The sequence below is a fragment of the Hellea balneolensis DSM 19091 genome, from assembly GCF_000428525.1.
In the GTDB taxonomy this organism is placed as follows: domain Bacteria; phylum Pseudomonadota; class Alphaproteobacteria; order Caulobacterales; family Maricaulaceae; genus Hellea; species Hellea balneolensis.
Genome location: NZ_AUAC01000004.1, coordinates 236,282 through 258,093 on the forward strand (window position 1 = coordinate 236,282; position 21,812 = coordinate 258,093).

Consider the following 21,812-nt stretch of genomic DNA (forward strand, 5'->3'; position numbering starts at 1 on the left):
GGGGTGAGCGGTATGTAAAATTTAATTCTTATCCTTATCGACGATTTTATTAGCAGCGATCCACGGCATCATTTCACGGAGTTTTCCGCCGATTTGCTCAATTTGATGCGCTTCCATATTGCGGCGACGGGCTGTCATGCTGGGATAACCCAATGCCCCTTCTTGGATGAAGCTTTTCGCATAATCACCATTCTGAATATTCTTTAATGCTGTGCGCATAGCTTCGCGTGAGCTGTCATTCACGACAGCTTCGCCTGTCACATATTCCCCATATTCCGCATTATTGGAAATCGAGTAATTCATATTGGCAATGCCGCCCTCATAGATAAGGTCGACGATGAGCTTCGTCTCGTGTAGGCATTCAAAATAGGCCAGTTCCGGCGGATAGCCTGCTTCGGTGAGTGTTTCGAAACCCATTTTAATAAGCTCGACAACGCCGCCGCAAAGAACAGCTTGTTCCCCAAATAGGTCAGTTTCTGTCTCATCCTTAAATGTCGTGTGGATAATCGCTGTGCGTCCGCCGCCAATAGCAGAGGCGTAAGATTTCGCGAGTTCCAATGCAAAGCCGCTATTGGCGTCTTGGGCGATAGCAATCAAATCAGGAATGCCGCGTCCATTGACGAATTCATTGCGAACGGTGTGCCCCGGCGCTTTGGGCGCAACCATAATGACATCCAAATCGCGGCGCGGGGCCACTTGGCCGTAATGAATGGCAAAGCCGTGACCAAAGGCCAGCGCAGCGCCGTCTTTGATGTTAGGCTCAATATCTTCACGATAGATTTTTGCCTGAAGTTCGTCAGGGGTAAGGACCATGACAACATCTGCGCCTTTAACGGCGTCAGCGGTAGCTTTGGATTCAAGGCCATCCGCTTTGACTTTTTTATTCGTAGAGCTGTCAGGGCGAAGACCAACAACAACGTCAACACCGCTATCTTTGAGGTTCAGCGCATGGGCACGACCTTGAGAGCCATAGCCGAGAACAGCGACTTTCTTTTTCTTGATGATCGAGAGATCGCAATCTTTATCATAATAAATATCGAGTGATGACATGGGTTAGGTTCCTTAGGTGTCTAATTAATTATCGAATGGGAATGAGGTGACGGCGCCTTTGGAGGCAGAGCCAACCAGCTTAGCAAATTTGGCATAAGCGCCGCTAGGGTATTTAGGTTTAGGCGGCGTCCAACCGACCTTACGCGCTTCGAGGTCCGCATCAACATTGATGGTCTTAGCCTCTACATCGATAGTGACTTTATCGCCGTCCTGCACGAACGCAATCGGGCCGCCATGGGCGGCTTCTGGCGCAACGTGACCAATCACGAAACCATAGGATGCGCCAGAGAAACGGCCATCTGTAATCAGCGCAACATGGTCTGCTAAGTCTTGGCCGACGAGAGCCGCTGTCACGCCAAGCATTTCGCGCATACCGGGCCCGCCGCAAGGGCCTTCATTACGTATAATGACAACATCGCCTTTTTTAATTCCATTATTTTGGACGACCTCGAAACAGTCTTCTTCGGACTCGAACACACGGGCCTTGCCCTCAAAGAAGAGCGCGCCGTGACCGGCAAGTTTCACAACGCAGCCTTCTGGGGCCATGTCGCCATAGAGGATGCCATAACCGCCGCGCGATTTCACAGGGTCGCTGAACTGGCGCACAACGTCTTGACCCTCAGCTTCTTTGGCGTCGAGAATTTCCTCAAAAAGAGACCGCCCCGTAACAGTTGGCTGATCATCAATGCGGCCATCCTCAACAAGGCGCTTGCCAATCAACGCTGACCCCCCCGCCGCATAAAGGTCAAAGGCCATATATTTGCCGCCCGGTTTCAAATCACCAATGACTGGCGTCGTGCGGGAGATTTCATCAAATGCATCAATATTGAAATCATTCACGCCTGCTTCTGTCGCAATAGCCAGTAAGTGCAAAATCGCATTAGTCGACGCCGCAGTCGCCGACAGCGCAATCGCGGCATTCATCAGCGATTTTTTGGTAATCATCTCGCGCGGCAAGCGGTTCTCTTTCACGCAATCGACAACAATTTGCCCCGCGCGATAAGCACTATCATTTTTATCCTCTGACACAGCTGGCACATCATTCGCGCCCATGGGTGACAGGCCGAGGAATGTCATCGCCATCGCCATTGAGTTAGCCGTAAACTGCCCGCCGCAAGCGCCCGCACCGGGACAAGCGGCTTTTTCAATCTCTTTAAGCTCAGCGTCATCAATAATGCCCGCTGCGCATGCGCCCACGGCTTCAAATACATCCTGTACAGAAAGGTCTTTGCCTTTATGGTTGCCGGGCATGATAGAGCCGCCATAGAGGACAACACCCGGAATATTCATCCGCGCAAGCGCCATACCCGCGGCTGGGATGGTTTTATCGCAAGCCACCAAAATAATAACGCCGTCGAGGGAATGACCCTTCACGGCGAGTTCAATCGAGTCCGCGATAACTTCACGCGACATCAAACTAGCGCGCATGCCTTCGCTGCCCATTGTAATGCCATCAGAAACAGCAATAGAGTTGAAATCAACAGGCGTGCCGCCCGCCGCGCGAATACCGGCGCGGACAGGCACGGCGAGCTTATCAAGATCCATATTACATGGTCCCATATTGGTCCATGTGTTGAAGACAGCAATCATCGGGCCTTCGAAATTTTCGTCATCCATACCCGTCGCACGCAACATGGCCCGCGCAGCAGCGCGGCTTGGGCCTTTTACAATTGCATCACTTCGTTTTGTCATTTTCTTACTCTGTAAAACCAAAAAACCCGCTCATTTCGGAGCGGGTTTTTGTAGGTTCTTTTAATTCGACCTATATCCCGCTCAACGCTCCGTTAATAAGGAGCACCACAACTGATACCAGAAGGAGCACGAGGACAGACGTGATAGACGGCACAGCGCGGCTGGCGATTTTCACTTTTGGCTCGTTATCTTGTTGATACGGGTTCATGGTTATCCTTTAACGTGAGATATTAATTATTGTAAACAGACAAATGACGCAACACAAAATTTTGCCTCTAAATTGCAAATATTAGGCATTTTACGATAATTTTATGCCTTAAAATGACTACATTAAGGTAAGTGATACCGATAAGTCCTTAATCTACCTCTACCAACCCAATAACTCCATTGCGGCGCGAGAAGATTTGAGACGTTAAAAGGTTGAAGTCATCTTCAAAGGTAACTTTGATCATATTCGTTGCCAATTGCATTACATTGACATCATTAATATCAAATATGAAGAGTTGATCTTTCCTCGGTAGAGCAAATATGCATCCATTCGGATATTCGGCATCGGCTATATCCCAGAATTCTTCCAACAAAACGAGACTCGTAGTAAGGAATGTGTTGTCTTCTATGTAATAGAGAGACATTCCATTGATTGATTTATCACTAACAAGATTTGGTAACCACTTTTTTACATTGGTAAGCGCCGCCTCTCTTAAGTCAGCTAACGCTAACTCCGTGACATCAGTCGACGTGAGGCCTCGCATGGATTGAGGGGTATCCACCATATAAAACTCATTAAGCTCACCCACAAATACTTCGGCTACGACCTCTCCATTTTGTTCGCGCACTGCATTGATATAATTATCAGGCCTTAAAACGATAACAACGTCCTCTATTGCAACGGACATATCCTCATTTTCGTTTGCCAAAATAATAGCCGCAATTCGCTCGACACTCTCATCAATGTCTTCTTCGGGGTAAGCTTTCAGGTGATTAAACGCGTTTAACATATTAGCTTCGCCTACAACTTCTCCGCTGCTAAGGATGATTAACCGTCCACCATCATTAACATCAGTTTGAAACTCCGATGTTGACCCCATAGTTTTTGCCTTGGCGATAACCAAATCTCGAAAGCCGGCTATATCTATTTCGGAATTCGCGCCGGGTTTTTTTCCAAATAATTTAGACAAGAGTGACATATTAAGTTCCAATTTTTGCTAGTGATGCCGATAAGTCCGCTATCAGGTCTTCTTGAGCCTCTAATCCCACAGATATGCGGATAAGTGTGTCCTTTATCCCTGCCAGTTCGCGGGCTTCAGGGGCCATTCCGCCATGGGTCATTGTGGTGGGGAAGCATATCAGGCTCTCAACACCGCCAAGGCTTGGCGCCATTTGGAAAATTTTTACCCCTTCGAGCACCGCCTTGGTCTGCTCAAAGCCGCCTTTGACCTCAAAAGAGAGCATCGCGCCAGGCCCGCTTTGTTGTTTTTTAGCAAGTTTGTAGCCTGGATCAGAGCGAAGGCCCGGATAATAGACGCGCTCGACTTTCTTATGCTTATGCAAAAATTTCGCAATCGCTGAAGCATTGGCTTCTTGCAGGTCCATGCGCGCAAAAAGCGTACGCATCCCTCGAAGAGTCATGTAGCTATCATAGGGTGACCCCGTCACGCCTGCGCAATTAGCCCACCAAGCTAGCTTTTCGCCAAGCTCTTGGGTTTTGGAAACAATGACGCCGCCTACCACATCGCCATGACCATTGAGATATTTCGTCGTCGAGTGAATAGAAAAATCTGCGCCTAGCGACAATGGTAACTGCCTTGCAGGAGAGAGGAAGGTATTATCTACTGCTGTGAGAGCGCCAATAGCCTTAGCGGCTTTACAAATTGCCGCAATATCGACAAGGCGCATAAGTGGATTGGACGGGGTTTCAATCATCACCAAGGCGGGCTTTTCGGTCATAGCTACCGCGAGCGCTTTTTCATCTGTTTGGTCAACGAACTTCACCCGCAAACGCCCCTGCTCTGCGCGGTGCGTGAGGAGGCGGTGCGTCCCCCCATAACAATCATGCGGGGCAAGGATAAGGTCATTCGCCTCTAGCAGGTTCGTCACCAAATCAATCGCGGCCATGCCCGAGCAAGTGACAACGCCATGCGCCCCGCCCTCTAACTGCGCAACAGCCTTACCAAGCCCGCGGCGATTAGGATTAGATGTGCGGCCATAATCAAAATCACCCTTCTCATCGATAGATTTAAAACGGTAATTTGAACTCATATAGAGAGGAGCTGTCACCGAGCCATAAGCTGGGTCAGAGCCGATTTCGGCTTGGATTATTTTTGTACGTTTATCTGTCATGTGGTTTGTCTGTTTTGGTATCGGTAGACACCGACAATCTCAACTCGGTTGAGCCGAAAGGCATAATTTATGACAAATCTATATTTCGACGAAACTAAACGCCTACGATTTGGTTTATAAATAAAGCCTGCTTCTGGCATATATTTGAGAATGGATATCGTCTCGTAAATGTCAGCTATGACATTATCATAAGTTCTTTCTGAAATGTCAGTGTAATATTGTCTTATATCTGCAAGGTCAGCATTAGCACTCTCGCGATAAATTATGGGGGTCACGATGGCATGGGCCTACCGCATGTCGCGTCTATGTCAGCTTGAGACGCATATTTAGGGTTTGGGTCATTAAAACGCCTATCATCCTCAGCCTCTTGCTCGGGCGTGAGCGTCATATCGGCTCCATGACTCGCCATAAAATGGTGCAACATATTTTCGATATGCTCACGCTCTTTAGCGTCCAAGCCTTCTGTAAACGTCACGAATTCTTTTAAAATACCCATGGTTAGTATCTATCATATTTTTGCAAAGTCAGCAAATCTGCATGATACGGCGCGGTGACCGAGCCGTAGGCGGGGTCAGAGCCAATTTCCGCTTGGATTATTTTTGTGCGTTTATCGGTCATGAGTTTCCTCATTTAGTTTTCCTTCCCAAACATCAAACCCAATTGCCATGACGGCGACCAGAAAGGGCAAGAATAGAATAAATTGAACGAGTGACCTTAGCGGATAAAATTCGATGCCGAAAACAAAGTGGAATAATAAAGCATTAAGCACCAACAACGCGACCGCGACTAGAAAGAAACTGAAATAGTAAAAACCAAACAGCTTCAAAACTTCTTTTATTTTTGAAATACTCACACCAGCCCCCCACAAAATTCCGCAAGCCTCGGGCTCATCGCGTCATATTCTTTTAAGAACGCATCGTGCCCGTAAAGCGACGTAAAGGTAAACAGCTCGCTCGGGCCGCCAAGGCGATCGCGGAGTTCGCGCATATCCGTTAAGGGCGCGAGCTGGTCTGAAATCGCGCTCATCAGTAATGTCGGCGTGGTAATCGCTTCGGGTTCGACGCGGTGTAGGTCGATGGATTCCGAGAGCGCCAAAAAACGTTCCGCATCCATCAGCTCGGCAAAGGCATCGCCGCGTGACCCAAGATAATCACAAATATCAAATTTCGAGGGCGAGGTCGCGGTTTCTTCGAGCGCAAACCTATCGGCAAATTCTTCGGCCGTGCGATAAGTCGTCATGGCGAGTTCCCGCGCGAGCTTCATCCCTTCTTTGGGCCGTCCCGCCTCTATGCCGAGCCGCACAGCTCGCCGCTGAATACCGCGCCAAGCCACACCAATCGGATAGGGCTTATGCGCCGCGCCAATCACGCAAAGCTGCCCTACCGCGTCAGGATAATCATGGGCAAAAGCCAGAGCGGTCATGCCGCCATAAGAACTGCCAATAATGGCCGCGACTTTGGATATGCCTTGCGCATCGAGTAAGGCCTTTAGACGCGCCGCTTGGTCATGGGTGGTGATGCTGTCCGGGCGATTATCGCTCTCCACCGCGGGCGCGAAATCCATACCTATGACTTGGAATGTGTTTAAATCAATCGGGCCGCCGCCCCGCACTAAAGTTGACCACCAGCCGCGATTAAGTCTCCCGCCATCGGCAATAAAACGAGACGCCGAAATCCCGCCCATCACGACAATCACAGGGCCGTCCTTATTGCCATAAAGCCGTCCCATGACGACATCATCTTTCAGCACGCACCCGCGCTGCAGCACGTTATCGCCCAAGCTGACTTTTATATCGCGCGGCATCGCCACTCTCCGATTACGGTGCTAATCATGCGGGAAAGATAGAGTGACATAAAAGCCCTTATCATCTTTCGGTCTTAACCGCAGGATTTGGCACCTTGCTGTTCAAGGTTGCCCTGACGTCTAAGGGCCTGTCCCTCGGTCAGTCTTGATGAAATTTGGATATGCGCGAGTTACGCGGCGGGGTCAAGCAGTTACTCTCGCGTCGAGGTGGGGGCGTCTGTGTACCAGATCCAAGCCATGAAGAGCCCCTTCATCTTGGGCAAAGACCAGAGGCACATGCCGACGCCGACAACGCAAAGCGCTACGGTTCTTATCCAATCGGGTAGATCTGTGCGGAATGTGATGAAATAGAAAAATGGTGCGAGGACATGACCCGCAATCAACATAGACGCCCAAGCGGGGCCATCATCGGCGCGCACATCTTCCCAGTTTTCACCGCAGGACGGGCAATTGTCGACGGGTTTCAGGTAGGCGCGGAAAAGTCTGGCCTCGCCGCAGCTTGGGCATAGACCTTTGAGACCACGCCTTATGGCTGTCCATTTATCAAGTTGAGCCGTATCTTCCATACAGTCTACATAGCGCCTGGGCATATGAAAACAATGCGACCTTATTGACTTGTAGGCCGCACGCCCATAGTCAGCACGCCTTGTTTTAAAGAGGTCATCATGCCCGTTCCGGTCATTGTTTTAAATTTTGGTCATAGCGTCTTACGCAGCTTGGATGATTATACCGAGGCCGCCAGCGAGATTTATCGTCACTACCGCCAAGGGCAAAATGTTGTTGCGGTAACGTCTGCGCAAGGCGATCAGACAGATATGCTCATGGCGGAAGCCCGCCAAATCGGGCCCGACGGCGCGGCAAAGAATTTGCCTGAATTGATACAGCTTGGTGAACGCCGCTCTGCAGCCTTGCTCGCGCTAGCATTAGAACGGATTGGCGCGCCGGCCTTTGTGCGTCAAGCCCGCGACCTTGGCCTAAAAGCGCGAAATGCAACACTCGTCAATTTGGATGTCGAACAGCTCGAAGACGATCTGAAAAATCATGATATTGTCGTCATGCCAGGCCATGTTGCCATTGGCGAAAAAGACCGCACGGTTCTCCTGACCGAAGGCGGCGCGGATATGACAGCGATTTATGTTGCCAAGCGTCTCGGCATTAAAGCCAAACTTTTAAAAGACGTAGAAGGTGTGTTTGACAAAGACCCTAAATCAGCGGGTGCGGCGCCGCAACGTTATGACCGCATCTCCTATGTCGATGCTCGCAAAAAGGCGGGCCCTCTGGTTTCGCCTAAGGCTTTGGATTTCGCCGAAGAACACAGCATTGAATTTGACATCGGTACGCCCGGCATCCCGAGTTACACAACGATTGGCGCGAAGACTGGGACACTCTCACCTCTTCCAGCGCCTAAAAAACTTCGTGTTGCGATGCTGGGCTGCGGCATTGTCGGCGGCGGAGTTTATCGCCGCGTTAAAGCCAATTCTGAGCGCTTTGAAATGGTCAAAATCATGGTCCGCGATACGGCCAAATATATCGACCAAGGTTACAAGCCCGAGGAGCTAACGACAAATATAGAAGATGTGCTCGCGGCCAAACCTGATATCTTTATCGACGTCTCCGGCCCAGTTGAACCCTGCCTGACCTATTGCAAGACCCTGCTTGAAAATGGCATCCATGTCGTTTCCGCCAATAAGCAAGCCATCGCGGCTGGCGGGCAAGAGCTTGTTGATTTTGCTAGAGATAAAGGCGCTCAGCTTATGTTCTCCTCAGCAGCGGGTGGCGGCATGCCTGTGCTTGAAATGTGCATTCGCGAACGCGGCCGTATCACCCGCGTAGAAGCCCTACTGAACGGCACTACCAACTATATGCTCGACGAAATTAGCGCAGGTAAAAGCTATGCCGAAGCGCTCAAAGAGGCGCAGGATAAAGGCTTTGCAGAGGCCGATCCAAGCGGGGATGTAAACGGGTCTGACGCGGCAGCTAAGATTCGGCTTGTCGCGCTACTTGGCTTTGGCGAAGAAGTTACGCTGGAGGACATTCCGCGCGACACGATTGAAAACTTCGCGCCGGCCACACCGCCCAAAGGCGCCATGAAACGTATCGCGACCTGCTGGAAAGATATGAACGGTTTTTCAACTAAATTAGAACTGAAAGACCTCTCGCTGAATAATTTTATCGCTCAAGCGGATGGCGAAGAAGCCCATGCAATATTCTATTTTGATGATGGTGACCAATACCGCATTCGCGGCAAAGGCGCAGGTCGTTGGCCCACCACAGAATCTGTAATGGCGGATCTCTACGATATTTCCGCGACTTATTTTTAAACGATTTCACAGCCCGCGCGTATAATTATTATGACAGATACGCCCATAATTGTTTGGTTCCGCAGAGACCTACGCATCACTGATAATCCTGCCCTTTCAGAAGCGGCAAAGACTGGGCGGGCTGTGATTCCGCTTTATATTTTTGAAACGGATGCCGAGCGGGCCCTTGGCGCGGCAAGTTTGTGGTGGTTGCATCACAGTCTGAAATCCTTGCAAAAAGACCTTGCTGATATGGGGCTTGAGTTTTGCTTACGCAAAGGCCGAGCGTCTGATATTTTGGAAAGCATCATCGGGCAAACAGGTGCAAAAGCTGTTTATTGGAACCGCCGCTACGCTAAAGAGGCCCGCGAGCGGGATGAAGCGATTAAGTCGCATATGGGTGAGCGCGAAATTGAGGCCCGTAGTTTTCGCGCCAATCTACTTTCGGAACCTTGGAAAGTTGAGACCAAAACCGGGGGTTATTACAAGGTTTTTACCCCCTATTGGCGGGCCGCCAAAGACTATCTGGACGTCGAAGATCCACTGCCCGCTCCAAAGAACGTTTCGGCTCATAGCGGAACAATCGCCAGTGACGATCTAGATAATTGGCAGCTTCTGCCAAGCCGGCCTGATTGGGGCGAGAAGATGAAGCCTCATTGGACTATTGGCTCGCAAGGCGCAAAGGCCGCGCTTGAGTCATTTTTGGGCGGCCCAGTTGAGGAATATGCCGAAGACCGCAACCGCCCAGATAAAGAGGACGGCACGTCCCGTCTGTCTCCGCATTTGGCATTCGGAGAAATTTCGCCCAAGCAAATTTGGCATGGGTGTAAAGGCGATTTGGAAAAAGCACGTGTCTTCCTCTCGGAAATTGGATGGCGCGAATTCTCTTACGTCCTGCTTTTTCATAATCCGAAGCTTGCCACAGAGAACTTCAAAGATGCTTTTGATAATTTCGAATGGAATCATAATGAGGCCAAGCTTGAGCGGTGGCAACACGGCCAAACGGGATATCCCTTTGTCGATGCGGGCATGCGCCAACTTTGGCAGACAGGCTGGCAACATAACCGTGTGCGCATGGTCACAGCGAGTTTTCTGATTAAGCATTTACTGATCGATTGGCGTGAAGGCGAAAAGTGGTTTCACGATACGCTCGTCGATGCCGACCCTGCCAGTAACGCGGCAAGCTGGCAATGGGTGGCAGGAAGCGGGGCTGATGCCTCCCCTTATTTCCGCATTTTCAACCCTTTCACTCAAGGCGAAAAATTCGACCCGAATGGCGATTATGTGCGGCGGTTCGTGCCAGAACTTTCTAAGCTGCCTAAGAAATATATTCACCGTCCGTGGGAGGCCCCGCAAAATGTCCTTGATTATGCGGGCGTTAAACTCGGCAGAGACTATCCCAAACCTATTGTCGATCATAAAAAGGCGCGTGAGAAAGCTTTGGCAGCGTATAAAGCGTCTCGCGAATAATCGCGCTTTTGTGAGCCAACGTCATTGGCGCAGCTGAACAGATTTAACTAGAGAGGCTTCATGAAACATATTGCCATCATATTTACAGCCCTAATAGCTGCTTGCAGCTCAGCCCAAAGCAGTGAGACCTATACCCCTCAAAAGGTCCAACTCTCAGGGCAAACCGATACAGCCATTCTCGCGGGCGGCTGTTTCTGGTGCGTTGAATCGGATTTTGAAAATCTCCCTGGCGTTATAGAGGCCGTCTCGGGCTATTCAGGCGGGGATATGCAAAACCCGACTTACCGCAATCACGGACAACATGTCGAAGTCGCAAAAATCGTCTTTGACCCCACAATTATTTCCTATGACAACATCCTAGACCATTACTGGCGGCACATAGATCCCACAGATAATGGCGGGCAATTTTGTGACCGCGGAAATGCCTATATTCCGGTCATTTACGCCCGCCCTGATCAGTTTGAAGCCGCAAAGGCATCAAAAGCTAATATTGAAAAGACGAAACCGTTCTCGGATCCTATTGCCGTGCCCGTCCTTTCGGCAAAAACATTTTGGGACGCTGAGGAGTATCATCAGGATTATTATATCAAGAACCCAAGGCGCTATAAGTTCTACCGTAAAGGATGTGGCCGTGATGCAAGAGTCAAGGAGCTATGGGGCACGGAGTGACCGCATTTAATCCAGGGAATAAATGCAACGGAGTGCCTTGGCTGAACGCCAAGGGTGGTGCTCATCGTCCTTTCGTCGGCACATAATCATATCCTGCCCAAACACGTAGCACCCGCCGTTTGCCTCCACCCAAATCAATGTTTATATCAGGCAGGCGCTCCAACCGCGTGAAATCCTCGCGCAGTTCATCCTCGTAGTGATCATAGTAATTCAGCACCAAAACAGGGCCGTCTTGCGCGGGTAATGGATATGTCAGTTCTGCATGATTGGCGGGGGCCGCTTCATGCATCCACATTTTCATTGGCAGCTTTTTTGCTAATCCATAATAATTCAAATCGTAAAAAATAATCCGTTTATCAAGTGCCAGAGTTTCATATGCTTGGCCCTCGTGACCCTGCGCATATATTTCCTCAACAACCTTTACGGTTTCGGGCCATTTGCGCAGGCGTTTAGCTGAGTTGGCCAAACCTGCCGCATCCGTTAGAGTTGGGCTGAGCATTATCAACGCCAGAATAAAACAAAGAACAGACTGAAAGCCCACCCCCCCGATAAACCAGGCTTTGACTCGCGGCCAAAATTTGACGGCAAAATGCGCCGTTAAAATCGACCCCGCCACATAGCTTGTTACGGCCCAATTCGCATTTGCCCGGGAGAGGAGCGCTTGGATAGAAATTATTAAAAGTGGGCTCACACTAAAAAGAGCCACCCAAAAAGCGGGTCTATCGAGCTTGTCTCTTACCGCCGCTAAAATCGCGAGGATTAAAAGCACGAATGTGACAGGGCCAAAGACGGCTAATTGGTCTGCTAAAAATGTTCCAAGTTCAAGCGGGTGAAAAGGTATCCCGCCGCGCATATTTGCATTCTCAGCTGTATGGGTAACTGTCGCAAAATCATGTGAAATATTCCATAAAATATTAGGCAAGAATATTAGAAAAGTGAGGGCTCCTGCGACATAGCCTTTGACGTTATTTAAGCCGTTGCGCGTAGGCCTATCAAACAGAAAAGCGAGGCCCAAAGCGGGAAGAAAAAACAGCATGGCATATTTCGCTAGCAGACCAAACCCAATGGCAATCCCAAGCTGAACAGCTCTTGGCCATGTAGCTGCCCCCCGCAGATGAAGCCACGCATTCATCGCCAAAGCCCAACATAGCAAAAGCGGCACATCCGTACTTACAATACCTGATGAGAGCCATAAGGCAGGCATAAGCAAGTAAACCGCCGCGGCCCAAAATCCAGTTTTGGCATCAAAGGCAAGACGCGCGGTTCTAAAAATTACCAAAGCCGTGAAGGAATGCAAAATAGGCGAGGACACCCTCACCGCCCATTCCGCATCCCCAAAAAGGCTCGTTGTGACCCATATAGTCCAAGCAATTAGCGGCGGCTTGGTGAAATAGCCCCAATCCAAATCTTTGGACCACGCCCAATATTGCGCTTCATCACCATGCAATCCCAAAGGCGATATAAGCAAAGCCACAAGCCTAAAAGCCAAAAGCGCGGCGATTAGCCAAAGCGTCCATTTTTGATAATTTCGCATGACCGCCGCTATGCCTCGCCTCTGCCAAAAAATAAACTCAATTTATGTGTCATTAAGAGCATAGTAACGTGAGCTTGCGAACAGGGCATTATGGGACACGCACTTATATTCGATTCGGGCGTTGGCGGCCTTTCCGTAGCTGCCGAAATCCGAAAGCGCTTGCCGGGTCTGCGCATGACGTATGCCGCAGATGATGTGTTTCGGCCCTATGGCGCAAAGACAGAAGCCCAACTTAAAGCGCGGCTTCCAAGATTGCTGTGGGAACTTACAGAGACGGCACAGCCAGACCTTGTTGTTATCGCTTGCAACACCGCCTCAACAACGGCGCTTAGTGAAATCCGCGCTGCCATAGATGTTCCGGTTATAGGCGTTGTTCCCGCGATAAAACCCGCCGCGGCAGCCTCCCGCACCAAAACCATTGCCGTTTTGGGCACGCCCGGAACGGTGAAGCGGCGCTATGTCGATGATCTTATCCATGACTTTGCAGAGGATTGCCATGTCATCCTCCAAGGGTCTGTAAATTTAGTGGATATCGCCGAAAAGAAACTAGCCGGCGAGTCCGTCAATCTGGCGTGGATTAAGACAGAAATCGCGCCGCTCTTTAATGGGAAACACGGCGCGGATATTGATGCAGTAGTGCTTGCCTGTACGCATTTTCCTTTATTACGGGATGAGCTTAAGGCGAGCGTAACGCAGAGCGTTCAGTGGATTGATAGCGGCGACGCCATTGCCCGGCGGGTCGAAACGGTTTTGAAAAAGCTGACTCCGAAACCCTTTGAAGACAGGCCTGATACGGCTTTATTGGTAGGTCCGAAAACATCGGATGCCCGCATTCAAACCTTTAATAATTTCGGATTTAAGCGTGTCGTCAGCTTAATGCCCTGATAAGGCCTTATATCCAAACCACGCTGCAGCAAGTCCTGCAAAAACCAATATCGTAAACAGCGCAAAATGCTTTTTCATAAAAGCCTCAGCTTGGGCTCCCAAAAGCCTGACAATTCCGGCCACGGCAAAAAACCTAAGCGTTCGGGCCAAAACACTGGCTGCAACAAATATCCCAAAAGGTACAGGAACGGCGCCGCTCATGATCGTAATGACCTTATAGGGAAATGGCGTCAGCCCCGCCCCAAACACCCATAAAGCGCCATTGGCGTTAATGCTGTCGCGAAACTTTGTCATATACTCAGTTTTACCAAGCGCTTCCAAAATCGGTTGCGCGATGGCTTCAAAGAAAAACAGACCAATCATATAGCCGAATATTCCGCCCAATACTGAGAAAATCGCGGCAAGGCCTGCGATCTTCCACCATTTTTGCGGTGCGGCCTGCACCATAGGTATGACCATGACATCCACGGGAATAGGAAAAAAAGAGCTTTCCGCAAATGACACGACAGCCAAAGCCGGCATGGCGCGTTTATGTCGTGCTAAAGCCTTTGTAGACTCATACCAATCATCCAGAAATTTTAGCTTACCTTGCATCAGTCCGTCCTATAACCAAAGCCCTAAGGCATGATTAAGGCAAAAAGCTGTAAAAAGCCTGTAGCCTTTTTTTATTCACTGATTTATACGAGCCAAATCTTCGATGCGGGTGTGGCGGAATTGGTAGACGCGCCGGATTCAAAATCCGGTTCCTTTGGAGTGTCGGTTCAAGTCCGACCACCCGTACCATTGATAACAAATTCTACAAAATAGCTGATATTTAAAGCTACAGAGTTGTCCTGATGTAAAATGCGGCCCAGCTTTTGAGGGTTCGTTTTTAGAAATACGTCTTGTAAAGATCCTCTCCCAACATCCATTATGTTCAATCATCAGGAGCGGCGAAACATAATAAATATTTGGGTCTAAGTGTTTTTCGTGTTCAAACTTTTTATTAACGCTGAAGAGAAAGGGTTAAATCATTTTTCACGCTTATATGTATAGGTGGGCGTATTCAAAGGTTATACGATGACGTTATATAACAAACAGTGTTGCTCGATGGTCAAAGCATACACGAAAAACCAAGACGGAGTTTTTTCAATAAATATGGCCGTAGGTGTTTCAGTCATTTTATTGGCTGTCGCCGTGGCCATTGATATTGGCTCGATGCAATCCGAACATAGGAAGCTTCAAAACTCTTTAGATACGGCTGTGCTTTCGTCCGCGTCAAATTATATGTTGAAGGGTTATATCAAATCAGACGAGTTCACAGAATTGTTTCTTAGCAATTTAGATATTGATAATGTAACAAACCTGGAAATACAAAACCCTAAAAAAGTAAATGACGAATACGTCATCGCTGGAGAAGCCTCTTATACCCGAAAAAATATGCTAATGAATATTTTTGGCAAAGACGATAATTTGGTCAAAGTCTATTCTAAAGCGAATATAAAAATCAGTTCTATCTCCACAGCTGTCGTGTCCGACATCTCATGGTCAATGAGAGGTGATAATATGCGTTCAATGCAGAAAGCTATGATTACTTTTGGGGACGAAATGTTTGACATCCCTTCGGAATTTAAATCCCGGTTAAGAATGAGCACAGTACCCTTTGCAGGATCGGTTAATATATCTGATGCTTATAGAGATTCGAGCTCATTACTGAGGTCTTGGGAATTTAGCTCAGGTATCAATACTGTTAGAAACAAAAAGTCCTTCTATCAAAATTCCGGAGCTTGCAATCCTACAAACTTTAAGCATGAAGAAATTATTCGCGGTAATAACGTAGAACTGGTGCGTCACGCTTGGGAGTGGACACGCGTAGGACAGAGAAGAGAATCCTTTACCAATGGGAGCGGAAGAGTCCAATATAGAAATGTCCCAGTCCATGATTGGAGATGCGTGAATAAAGGGGTTGTCGAAAGATATCCTTGGTCTGGCTGCATACAAATGGACGACAGCCAAGTTAGAAGAGATTTTAGACTTAATGACGGATCTCATATTCCATATCCCACAACAATTAGTAGTGGTTCAGCGCCACATTGCCCAAGCTCAAACACGAAGATGCAAACCGATATAAAGTCGGCGAGCCAATATAGACGCCATGTTCAGAACCTCGAAGTCGGCTTTGGCACCTCCCATGATATAGGGCTCTTATGGGCAAATTGGTTATTGGACCCTGCACGAGCTTCTGACTTTGGATTGTCGCCAAGAGAGTGGGATAAAGCTGAGATGCCTAAATATGTGATATTCTTATCAGACGGCAAAGCCAAAAATGTTGGATATGATTTTAACCCCATGAATAATCGTACCGAAGATGGAATCAATCGGAATACGCAAGAAATTTGTGATGATCTTAAATCCAAAAATGTCATTGTTTATGGCATATCTTATGTCCGAGCATCAGCGCCAGACGCCATTAAAAATGTGGAGCAATGCGCAACTAAAGGATACCACTACAAAGGGACTAAAGACGATATCGAAGGTATATTTAAAGATATATCTAAAGATATTAAATTAAAAAGCATAAGAGTTAGCCGTTAATACTCCAGTATTGTTTGAGGCCTATACAAGATCGCATTCCTTGCTGGTTTAAACCCGACCACCCGTACCATCGAATATTCATATTGTTTCTAAGTATCAGCAATGCCATAGCCACAGGCCTAAGAGGCCTTTATGTCATTCCGTGAATTTATCGTTTTATTTATTGTCTGCCTAATTTGGGGACTGCATTTTATTGTCATGAAACTGACTGTTGGCACGACGGCTGAACCCCTTTTTTATGCGGCTGTGCGGATGAGTATTGTTGCGATAATCATGCTGCCTTGGCTGAAATGGCACAAGGGCCTTATGAAACATATCCTTGGTGCAGGACTGGCTTATGGCGCGCTAAATTATGCCTTCATGTTTCCGGCGCTTGGGATGACAACAGCGTCTGCCGCCGCCATTACAATTGAGCTATATGTGCCCTTTTCCATCATTTTGTCTGTGATTGTCTTTAAAGATAAAATTGGTGTCTATAAATTGGCGGGTATTTTACTCGCTTTTATCGGCGTTATTATAATAGCGTCCGCTAAGCCTGATGAAACGGCCGGGCCTTATTTTCTTTTGGGCATATTACTAATGGTTGGAGCGGCGATGTGCGAAGCCGTGGGAGCAGTCTTGGTCAAATTCGTCAAAAGCGTAGGACCCTTGCAATTACTGGCATGGTTCGCATTGATCGGCTCAGCCGTTTTATGGCCGCTAAGTCTTCTTGTTGAAGATAATCAATGGGAGGCTTTCGCGCCCGAAAACCGCAAAACTTTTATTATGGCCCTTGCCTATTCGGCCTTGCTTGTCTCTGTCGTCGCACATGGATCCTATTATTGGCTGTTACAACGCCTTCCTATTTACATCGTCTCGAGTACCGGACTTATGACAACCGTGATCGCCGTCATTGCCAGCGCGGTTTTACTTGGTGAGGAGCTGACACCAAATCTGCTATTGGGCGGACTGATTACACTTGGCGGCATCGCTTTGATCTTAGCCCGTAAAAACCGCGCAGCTAAGGCGGCTTTGCCGTAACTTTACCTTTTTTGAGCCCTTTTGCCGCCCAAAGGATATATTATCAGAGTGTTTCAGACACATCCGAGGTAAAAATGCGTTATTATAAATTTGAGAAAAATGTTCTGGTCTTGACCTTTTTTCTCACCGCCTTAACAGCCCTCGCAGCGAGTCTATAATACGCGGCGTGACCGAAATTTAATCTGATTAATCACGTTACGGGCGAAAATAGATGTATCCAAGGTCTTGGCGATAGACCGCTTTCCCCTTAGTCTAAAGGCTTAGAGCCGGGCTATCTGGCGATTCATGAGCCGATAGAGCACGCCACACGTGAACCTGCCCGTCACATTTTTTGCGAATTTTTCGCCCTATCATGACCCCGACCCGATATCGGATTTCTATGATGACTCAGCGCAGCGCATAACAAGTATTATTGCGACAGTAGTCGGTGTTCATCTTGCCTTATTTTTTATGATGTCGCCCCGATTTGTCATGCCGGATTTGAAGAATGATCCGCCCGAAGCCATATCGGTTGAACTCGTAACATTAGAAGAAGAGAAACCTAAGCCGGACCCGGTTATTGCCGCGCCCGTTATTAAGCCTCCATCTGTCAAGCCCAAACCTAAGCCAACACCATCGCCAGAACCTGTACCGCAGCCGGAACCTGAGGTTACGCCGGCCCCGGCTGTCAATAACGCACCGCCTCCGCCGCCAGCACCACCAGCCGCTGAACCCACATTCGAACCCGTGCCTGAACCGCCCGCGCAAACGGTTCAAGAGCAGGTAGCACAGCAATCTGTGGCTGAGCCCCTGCCGGAGCCTATTGTCAGGATTTATGATCCGCGGCCTCAAGCCGAGCCCGAGCCGCCTATAGCTGACCCTATTGTTGAAATTTTTGAACCTATAGCCCCGCCCGCGACAGCTAGCCCGCCTCCCGAACCCACTATAATAGAGGATACTCTTCCAGATCTGCCATCACTTGAGGAGCTACCGCCTTTGCCGCAAGAGGAGTCCATTCCTGAACCTGCGCAACAACCAGATCCGCCCCAAGAGGCCATGCCGGAAATCGCTGAGTCAGGTTTTGAACCGCCAACACCCAAAATCTTGGCCTCAGAAGAAGAGGCTGTGACGGAGCAGGAAATTGATGAGGCTGTGCCTGAAGAGCAAGTTGATAAACAACTGGAAAAATTAGAAATTAAACGGCGCAAAAGACTAGAAAGAGAAGCGCGTGAGCAAGCCCGTCAAGAGGAGAAACTGCGTAGCCGGGAGGAACGTGAACTTCGCCGCCAACGCGAAGAATTTGAACGCCAAGAACGTAAAGCTGAACGTGAAGCCCGCCGCTTAGCTAAACAGGAAGCGAAAGCACAAGATAAAGCTGCGCGGGAACAAGCTCGGCGCGAACGTGAGGCTGCAAAAGAAGCGGCGCGGGAAGCCAAAGAACGCGCGCGTGAACTTCGCCGCGCGGAGCAAGACGCACGAGAGAAAGAAGAAGATGCCAGAGAGGCCGCCGAAGACGCGCGCCGCGCCGCCGAGCGTGCACAGCGCCGCGCCGATCGCGACGCAGCCAAAGACGCCGAAGAAGCGGCTCGAGCTGAAGAGAGAGCCGCTAAACGCCGTGCAAGAGAGGCCGAGCGCAGAGCCCGTGACGCAGACCGCCGTGCGCGTGATACGCAAAGAGAGGCCGAAAAACGCGCGCGTGATGCCGCGCGTGACGCTGAACGCCGGGCCAGAGACGCGGAGCGTGCTGAACAGCGTCGCCGCGAGGACACCGACCCCGGCGCAGGGGCGCCTGTGTCGTCCCTGCCGCAGCGGTCCACGATTGCGGGGCCGCCCTCAGGCGGAACCGGCACGCCGCCCCCTTCATCAGGCACGCGCCGCGGCGGGCCAGGAACCAAAGGATGGACCCTCGCGCCAGGATCAAATTCTGAGTCACCAGGAGAAGGCTATGACGGACTTGTCTTGGATATTCGCTGCCGCGAAGCCCAAAAAACACATCTGGAATGTCCGGAATATTTAGCAAAATTCAGAGGGCGCAATGCCCAAGGCTTTGAGAGCTTTGAAGGCATGGCAGGGCGCGGCACGGATACAGGCCCGGCGACACGGTCAACCTATCAAGGCGGTGGCTCAGCTGTTGGCGGCGGTACGTCACGTCTGGGAAGGATTGGCGATAACTCGGTCAATGGCGGTGGGCCTTCAACCACTATATTGGATGACCCCGCAAATAATTTTGACCGCACTTTCCCCGGTAAGGATTTTGATTATGGCCAAAATGAGGGCGGCAGATTGCGCGATTTACTGAGCGAACCTACAGACCCTTATGAAGCGCCGAAAGAGCTCCCCAAAGCGCCCGATGAATGATGTGATCTTGATTCGTCAGTTTTTCGGAAGCTTTAGGACATGAATTCAGAACAAAATGAGATTTTACAATTTCACCACCATTTGACGAGAACGATAACGGATATTGCTGCCGTCAAAGGTCTGCCAGCTTCGGTTCGGGCCAATGCCAGCCGCTAAGGCTGAACGGCCTCGGCCTCTCGCATTAAAACGGCCCGTTCTGGGCTTGCTGGGTTTGGCGTAACTCTTACGGCCTGATGAGCGCTTGGCAATCGCCATGTCACGCGCCAGACGTTTCGTGAAGCTCATATGACCGCCGTGAAGCCGTCCTAATTTAATTGCAGATTGATTGCCGCCGCCGCCCTTAGATGTGCTCGTTCTAGGGGAACCTTGCGAGCCAGATTTTCGAGTCTTCCGACCGCCGATTGTGAAGTCATCATCCTGCGCCATGCCATCAACATAGCAGAAAACAGCTCAAGAGTCCCGATTGGAACGGGGGTAATTAATTCAGGTAAATTGAGGGTTCTGGGATGGGGGCACTTAGTGCAATTTTGCTTGCAAAAATGCACGAGCCCAAGGTGATGTAAAAATGGGGGCACTTTGGCCCAGCAAATAAGTCGTAAAAACAGAGCTTTAGCGTCGAACTGGGCCACATGACCCGCTTCGCTTTATCTTGCTCTCCTAATCGTTTCTCTCGTTTGCGTGCACATCATCGGTATCTCCTGTGTTTCTCGTAGATGTATCTAATTAATTTGTCAGCTCTTCTTTGAAGATCAGGTGCGCCGTGCTCTCCTGCGCACTTCCCGGCGGCCAAAGCGCTCGTCTTTCGGCGCTGTGTCTCTCCGCAAGGGTGCAATCCGGCTTCGGTTAAATGGGGCAACAGTACAGGCTAAACGTCGTGGTCCATGCCAAGCGGCATGCTCACAAGCAAGATATCGGGCTTCCCATAATTCAAAGTCTACACCATCTCCTCACATCCGCTTTCGCGGTGTCTCACAAAATCATTTAAGTCAGTTGTTTCTTTCAATGCGTCTCCTTTATGTCACCATCAACGGGTCATCAAAGAAGGTTCCGTCCCGCCACATCGCATGCATGATAACCGCCAGCTTACGCGCCACAGCAACAAGGGCTTTCTTATGCCCGCGTCTTTTTTCAATCGATAAGCCCCAGTTCTTGAGCGCCAAGCGGCCCTTATAACGCGACAGCATGGCGCTTGCCGCCGTATACAGCGCCCTGCGGACATCACTATCGCCTGCCTTTGAGATGCGGCCTTTAATGTCTATTGAACTCCCGGACTGCCAACATTTTGTCGTCAGGCCAAAATAGGCCCCGACATCGCGTGAGCGTTTGAACCGGGCCGGGTCATCCACCCCCGCCATAAAGGACAAAGCCGTCACAGGCCCGACGCCGGGTATCTCCATAAAACGGCGCGTTAGCTCCGTCTCGCGCGTGATCTTGACCACTTGCGTGTCCAGTTTTTTGAACTGCTCCCAAAGCCCGGCGCGCGCATCCAGCATCGTGCCGATGAGGTCGCGCGTAAAGGGCTCATCATCTGTCAACTCGCGAATGCGCTTGTCAAAGCCCGCACGGCCTGTCCCCTTTATACGGATGCCAAACGCCTTGAGCGAGTGCCGGATGGCGTTTTCAATATCGAGGAACTTACGTTTGAGGTTGCGGCGGTGAGTCAAAAGTAGCCGCAGACGGTATGTGCCTTCCGCCTTCATATGCGCCCGTTTAAACCAACCCGTACGCATAATATGGGCCAGACCCAAAGCATCCGCCGCATCCGTTTTATTGCGCTGCGCCGACATCGCCGCCCGCGCATGACGCGCCTCAACACAGATCACAGGCAAGCCAAGGGCGAGTAATTCGGACTGCAGCCAAGGGGACAAAGCCCCCGCCTCGTGCCCTGCACGGCGCAGCGTTCTGCGGTAAGGTTTAAGACTATTTGCTATCACTTGCGGGTCGGTCGGCACTTCCGTTTGAAGCAAGACCGTTCCGTCAACATCGACAACACATAATGCCGTGTCTTCAACACCAACATCTAATCCGACAAAATAATCCATTACTCACCCTCCTTTGAAAAAGGAGAATGTGGACTATCAAGGCCGTTTGGTAAAATTGGGGGTGAGGTTTCGGAAGGCAGAGCGATTACTCCGGCT

Annotated in this window: 19 protein-coding genes, 1 tRNA gene and 1 riboswitch; of the genes, 8 read left to right on the forward strand and 12 right to left on the reverse strand. The window is 49.8% G+C overall.

The window, feature by feature from the left end:
- Nucleotides 1-21 precede the first annotated feature (21 nt).
- The 8 genes from ilvC to F569_RS17785 form a co-directional block, all read right to left on the reverse strand.
- Complete coding sequence (gene ilvC / locus F569_RS0111680) at nucleotides 22-1,050, reverse strand: ketol-acid reductoisomerase (RefSeq protein ID WP_026942354.1); 1,029 nt, start codon at nucleotides 1,048-1,050, stop codon at nucleotides 22-24.
- 24 nt (nucleotides 1,051-1,074) lie between these two features.
- Nucleotides 1,075-2,742, reverse strand: coding sequence for a dihydroxy-acid dehydratase (gene ilvD, locus F569_RS0111685; protein WP_026942355.1), 1,668 nt, complete (start codon nucleotides 2,740-2,742; stop codon nucleotides 1,075-1,077).
- Nucleotides 2,743-3,098: 356 nt separating this feature from the next.
- A complete protein-coding gene (locus tag F569_RS0111695; protein WP_026942356.1) occupies nucleotides 3,099-3,929 on the reverse strand; it encodes a DUF1444 family protein in 831 nt (276 codons plus the stop codon).
- A 1-nt stretch (nucleotide 3,930) separates the two neighbouring features.
- On the reverse strand, nucleotides 3,931-5,082 hold the full coding sequence (metB, locus tag F569_RS0111700) for a cystathionine gamma-synthase (protein WP_026942357.1): 1,152 nt from the start codon (nucleotides 5,080-5,082) through the stop codon (nucleotides 3,931-3,933).
- Nucleotides 5,083-5,353: 271 nt separating this feature from the next.
- A complete protein-coding gene (locus F569_RS0111710; protein ID WP_026942359.1) occupies nucleotides 5,354-5,578 on the reverse strand; it encodes a hypothetical protein in 225 nt (74 codons plus the stop codon).
- A gap of 111 nt (nucleotides 5,579-5,689) precedes the next feature.
- Nucleotides 5,690-5,935, reverse strand: coding sequence for a hypothetical protein (locus tag F569_RS0111720; protein ID WP_026942360.1), 246 nt, complete (start codon nucleotides 5,933-5,935; stop codon nucleotides 5,690-5,692).
- On the reverse strand, nucleotides 5,932-6,885 hold the full coding sequence (metX, locus tag F569_RS0111725) for a homoserine O-succinyltransferase MetX (protein WP_051279829.1): 954 nt from the start codon (nucleotides 6,883-6,885) through the stop codon (nucleotides 5,932-5,934). The genes F569_RS0111720 and metX overlap by 4 nt, the downstream gene beginning before the upstream one ends.
- A gap of 58 nt (nucleotides 6,886-6,943) precedes the next feature.
- Nucleotides 6,944-7,040, reverse strand: a riboswitch (SAM riboswitch).
- Between the two features lie 36 nt (nucleotides 7,041-7,076).
- A complete protein-coding gene (locus tag F569_RS17785) occupies nucleotides 7,077-7,451 on the reverse strand; it encodes a DUF983 domain-containing protein (RefSeq protein ID WP_034388621.1) in 375 nt (124 codons plus the stop codon).
- A 99-nt stretch (nucleotides 7,452-7,550) separates the two neighbouring features.
- On the opposite strand from F569_RS17785, the gene F569_RS17790 reads away from it, so the two are divergent.
- Genes F569_RS17790 through msrA form a run of 3 tightly spaced genes read left to right on the forward strand, consistent with a single transcriptional unit; the run spans nucleotide 7,551 to nucleotide 11,324 of the window.
- Nucleotides 7,551-9,206 carry an amino acid kinase family protein gene (locus F569_RS17790; RefSeq protein ID WP_051279830.1) on the forward strand — a complete coding sequence of 552 codons (1,656 nt, stop codon included), beginning with the start codon at nucleotides 7,551-7,553 and terminating at the stop codon, nucleotides 9,204-9,206.
- Nucleotides 9,207-9,236: 30 nt separating this feature from the next.
- Nucleotides 9,237-10,655 (forward strand): cryptochrome/photolyase family protein, encoded by a 1,419-nt coding sequence (locus F569_RS0111740; RefSeq protein WP_034388623.1) that lies wholly within the window; start codon nucleotides 9,237-9,239, stop codon nucleotides 10,653-10,655.
- 60 nt (nucleotides 10,656-10,715) lie between these two features.
- Complete coding sequence (gene msrA, locus F569_RS17795; RefSeq protein WP_084169003.1) at nucleotides 10,716-11,324, forward strand: peptide-methionine (S)-S-oxide reductase MsrA; 609 nt, start codon at nucleotides 10,716-10,718, stop codon at nucleotides 11,322-11,324.
- A gap of 61 nt (nucleotides 11,325-11,385) precedes the next feature.
- On the opposite strand, the gene F569_RS17800 is transcribed toward msrA, so the two are convergent.
- Nucleotides 11,386-12,858 (reverse strand): ArnT family glycosyltransferase, encoded by a 1,473-nt coding sequence (locus tag F569_RS17800; protein ID WP_051279831.1) that lies wholly within the window; start codon nucleotides 12,856-12,858, stop codon nucleotides 11,386-11,388.
- A 90-nt stretch (nucleotides 12,859-12,948) separates the two neighbouring features.
- Here F569_RS17800 and murI point away from each other — a divergent pair, with 90 nt between their 5' ends.
- Nucleotides 12,949-13,743: a glutamate racemase gene (murI, locus tag F569_RS0111755; protein ID WP_026942363.1), complete on the forward strand. Its 795-nt coding sequence runs from the start codon at nucleotides 12,949-12,951 to the stop codon at nucleotides 13,741-13,743.
- On the opposite strand, the gene F569_RS17805 is transcribed toward murI, so the two are convergent.
- Nucleotides 13,732-14,337, reverse strand: a complete 606-nt coding sequence (locus F569_RS17805) for a YqaA family protein (RefSeq protein WP_051279832.1) — start codon at nucleotides 14,335-14,337, stop codon at nucleotides 13,732-13,734. The genes murI and F569_RS17805 overlap by 12 nt on opposite strands.
- A 105-nt stretch (nucleotides 14,338-14,442) precedes the next feature.
- Here F569_RS17805 and F569_RS0111765 point away from each other — a divergent pair.
- The 4 genes from F569_RS0111765 (at nucleotide 14,443) to F569_RS19055 (ending at nucleotide 19,674) form a co-directional block, all read left to right on the forward strand.
- Nucleotides 14,443-14,526: transfer RNA gene (locus F569_RS0111765), tRNA-Leu, on the forward strand.
- Between the two features lie 276 nt (nucleotides 14,527-14,802).
- Nucleotides 14,803-16,317 carry a Tad domain-containing protein gene (locus F569_RS0111770; protein WP_154813733.1) on the forward strand — a complete coding sequence of 505 codons (1,515 nt, stop codon included), beginning with the start codon at nucleotides 14,803-14,805 and terminating at the stop codon, nucleotides 16,315-16,317.
- Nucleotides 16,318-16,449: 132 nt separating this feature from the next.
- Nucleotides 16,450-17,337 (forward strand): DMT family transporter, encoded by an 888-nt coding sequence (locus tag F569_RS0111775; protein ID WP_026942365.1) that lies wholly within the window; start codon nucleotides 16,450-16,452, stop codon nucleotides 17,335-17,337.
- A 309-nt stretch (nucleotides 17,338-17,646) separates the two neighbouring features.
- A complete protein-coding gene (locus tag F569_RS19055; protein ID WP_026942366.1) occupies nucleotides 17,647-19,674 on the forward strand; it encodes a DDRGK domain-containing protein in 2,028 nt (675 codons plus the stop codon).
- 63 nt (nucleotides 19,675-19,737) lie between these two features.
- Here F569_RS19055 and F569_RS0111785 read toward each other — a convergent pair whose 3' ends face one another.
- Together F569_RS0111785 and F569_RS17815 are read right to left on the reverse strand one after the other, a co-directional pair.
- Complete coding sequence (locus tag F569_RS0111785; protein WP_026942367.1) at nucleotides 19,738-20,100, reverse strand: hypothetical protein; 363 nt, start codon at nucleotides 20,098-20,100, stop codon at nucleotides 19,738-19,740.
- 587 nt (nucleotides 20,101-20,687) lie between these two features.
- Complete coding sequence (locus F569_RS17815) at nucleotides 20,688-21,716, reverse strand: IS110 family RNA-guided transposase (RefSeq protein ID WP_051279389.1); 1,029 nt, start codon at nucleotides 21,714-21,716, stop codon at nucleotides 20,688-20,690.
- Between the last annotated feature and the right edge of the window lie 96 nt (nucleotides 21,717-21,812).

Excerpts from the sequence above, each read along its gene's own strand:
- ilvC (WP_026942354.1), bottom strand. The coding sequence starts at position 1,050 with ATGTCATCACTCGATATTTATTATGATAAAGATTGCGATCTCTCGATC.
- ilvD (WP_026942355.1), bottom strand. The coding sequence starts at position 2,742 with ATGACAAAACGAAGTGATGCAATTGTAAAAGGCCCAAGCCGCGCTGCT.
- F569_RS0111695 (WP_026942356.1), bottom strand. The coding sequence starts at position 3,929 with ATGTCACTCTTGTCTAAATTATTTGGAAAAAAACCCGGCGCGAATTCC.
- metB (WP_026942357.1), bottom strand. The coding sequence starts at position 5,082 with ATGACAGATAAACGTACAAAAATAATCCAAGCCGAAATCGGCTCTGAC.
- F569_RS0111710 (WP_026942359.1), bottom strand. The coding sequence starts at position 5,578 with ATGGGTATTTTAAAAGAATTCGTGACGTTTACAGAAGGCTTGGACGCT.
- metX (WP_051279829.1), bottom strand. The coding sequence starts at position 6,885 with ATGCCGCGCGATATAAAAGTCAGCTTGGGCGATAACGTGCTGCAGCGC.
- F569_RS17785 (WP_034388621.1), bottom strand. The coding sequence starts at position 7,451 with ATGGAAGATACGGCTCAACTTGATAAATGGACAGCCATAAGGCGTGGT.
- F569_RS17790 (WP_051279830.1), top strand. The coding sequence starts at position 7,551 with ATGCCCGTTCCGGTCATTGTTTTAAATTTTGGTCATAGCGTCTTACGC.
- F569_RS0111740 (WP_034388623.1), top strand. The coding sequence starts at position 9,237 with ATGACAGATACGCCCATAATTGTTTGGTTCCGCAGAGACCTACGCATC.
- msrA (WP_084169003.1), top strand. The coding sequence starts at position 10,716 with ATGAAACATATTGCCATCATATTTACAGCCCTAATAGCTGCTTGCAGC.
- F569_RS17800 (WP_051279831.1), bottom strand. The coding sequence starts at position 12,858 with ATGCGAAATTATCAAAAATGGACGCTTTGGCTAATCGCCGCGCTTTTG.
- murI (WP_026942363.1), top strand. The coding sequence starts at position 12,949 with ATGGGACACGCACTTATATTCGATTCGGGCGTTGGCGGCCTTTCCGTA.
- F569_RS17805 (WP_051279832.1), bottom strand. The coding sequence starts at position 14,337 with ATGCAAGGTAAGCTAAAATTTCTGGATGATTGGTATGAGTCTACAAAG.
- F569_RS0111770 (WP_154813733.1), top strand. The coding sequence starts at position 14,803 with ATGACGTTATATAACAAACAGTGTTGCTCGATGGTCAAAGCATACACG.
- F569_RS0111775 (WP_026942365.1), top strand. The coding sequence starts at position 16,450 with ATGTCATTCCGTGAATTTATCGTTTTATTTATTGTCTGCCTAATTTGG.
- F569_RS0111785 (WP_026942367.1), bottom strand. The coding sequence starts at position 20,100 with ATGGCGCAGGATGATGACTTCACAATCGGCGGTCGGAAGACTCGAAAA.
- F569_RS17815 (WP_051279389.1), bottom strand. The coding sequence starts at position 21,716 with ATGGATTATTTTGTCGGATTAGATGTTGGTGTTGAAGACACGGCATTA.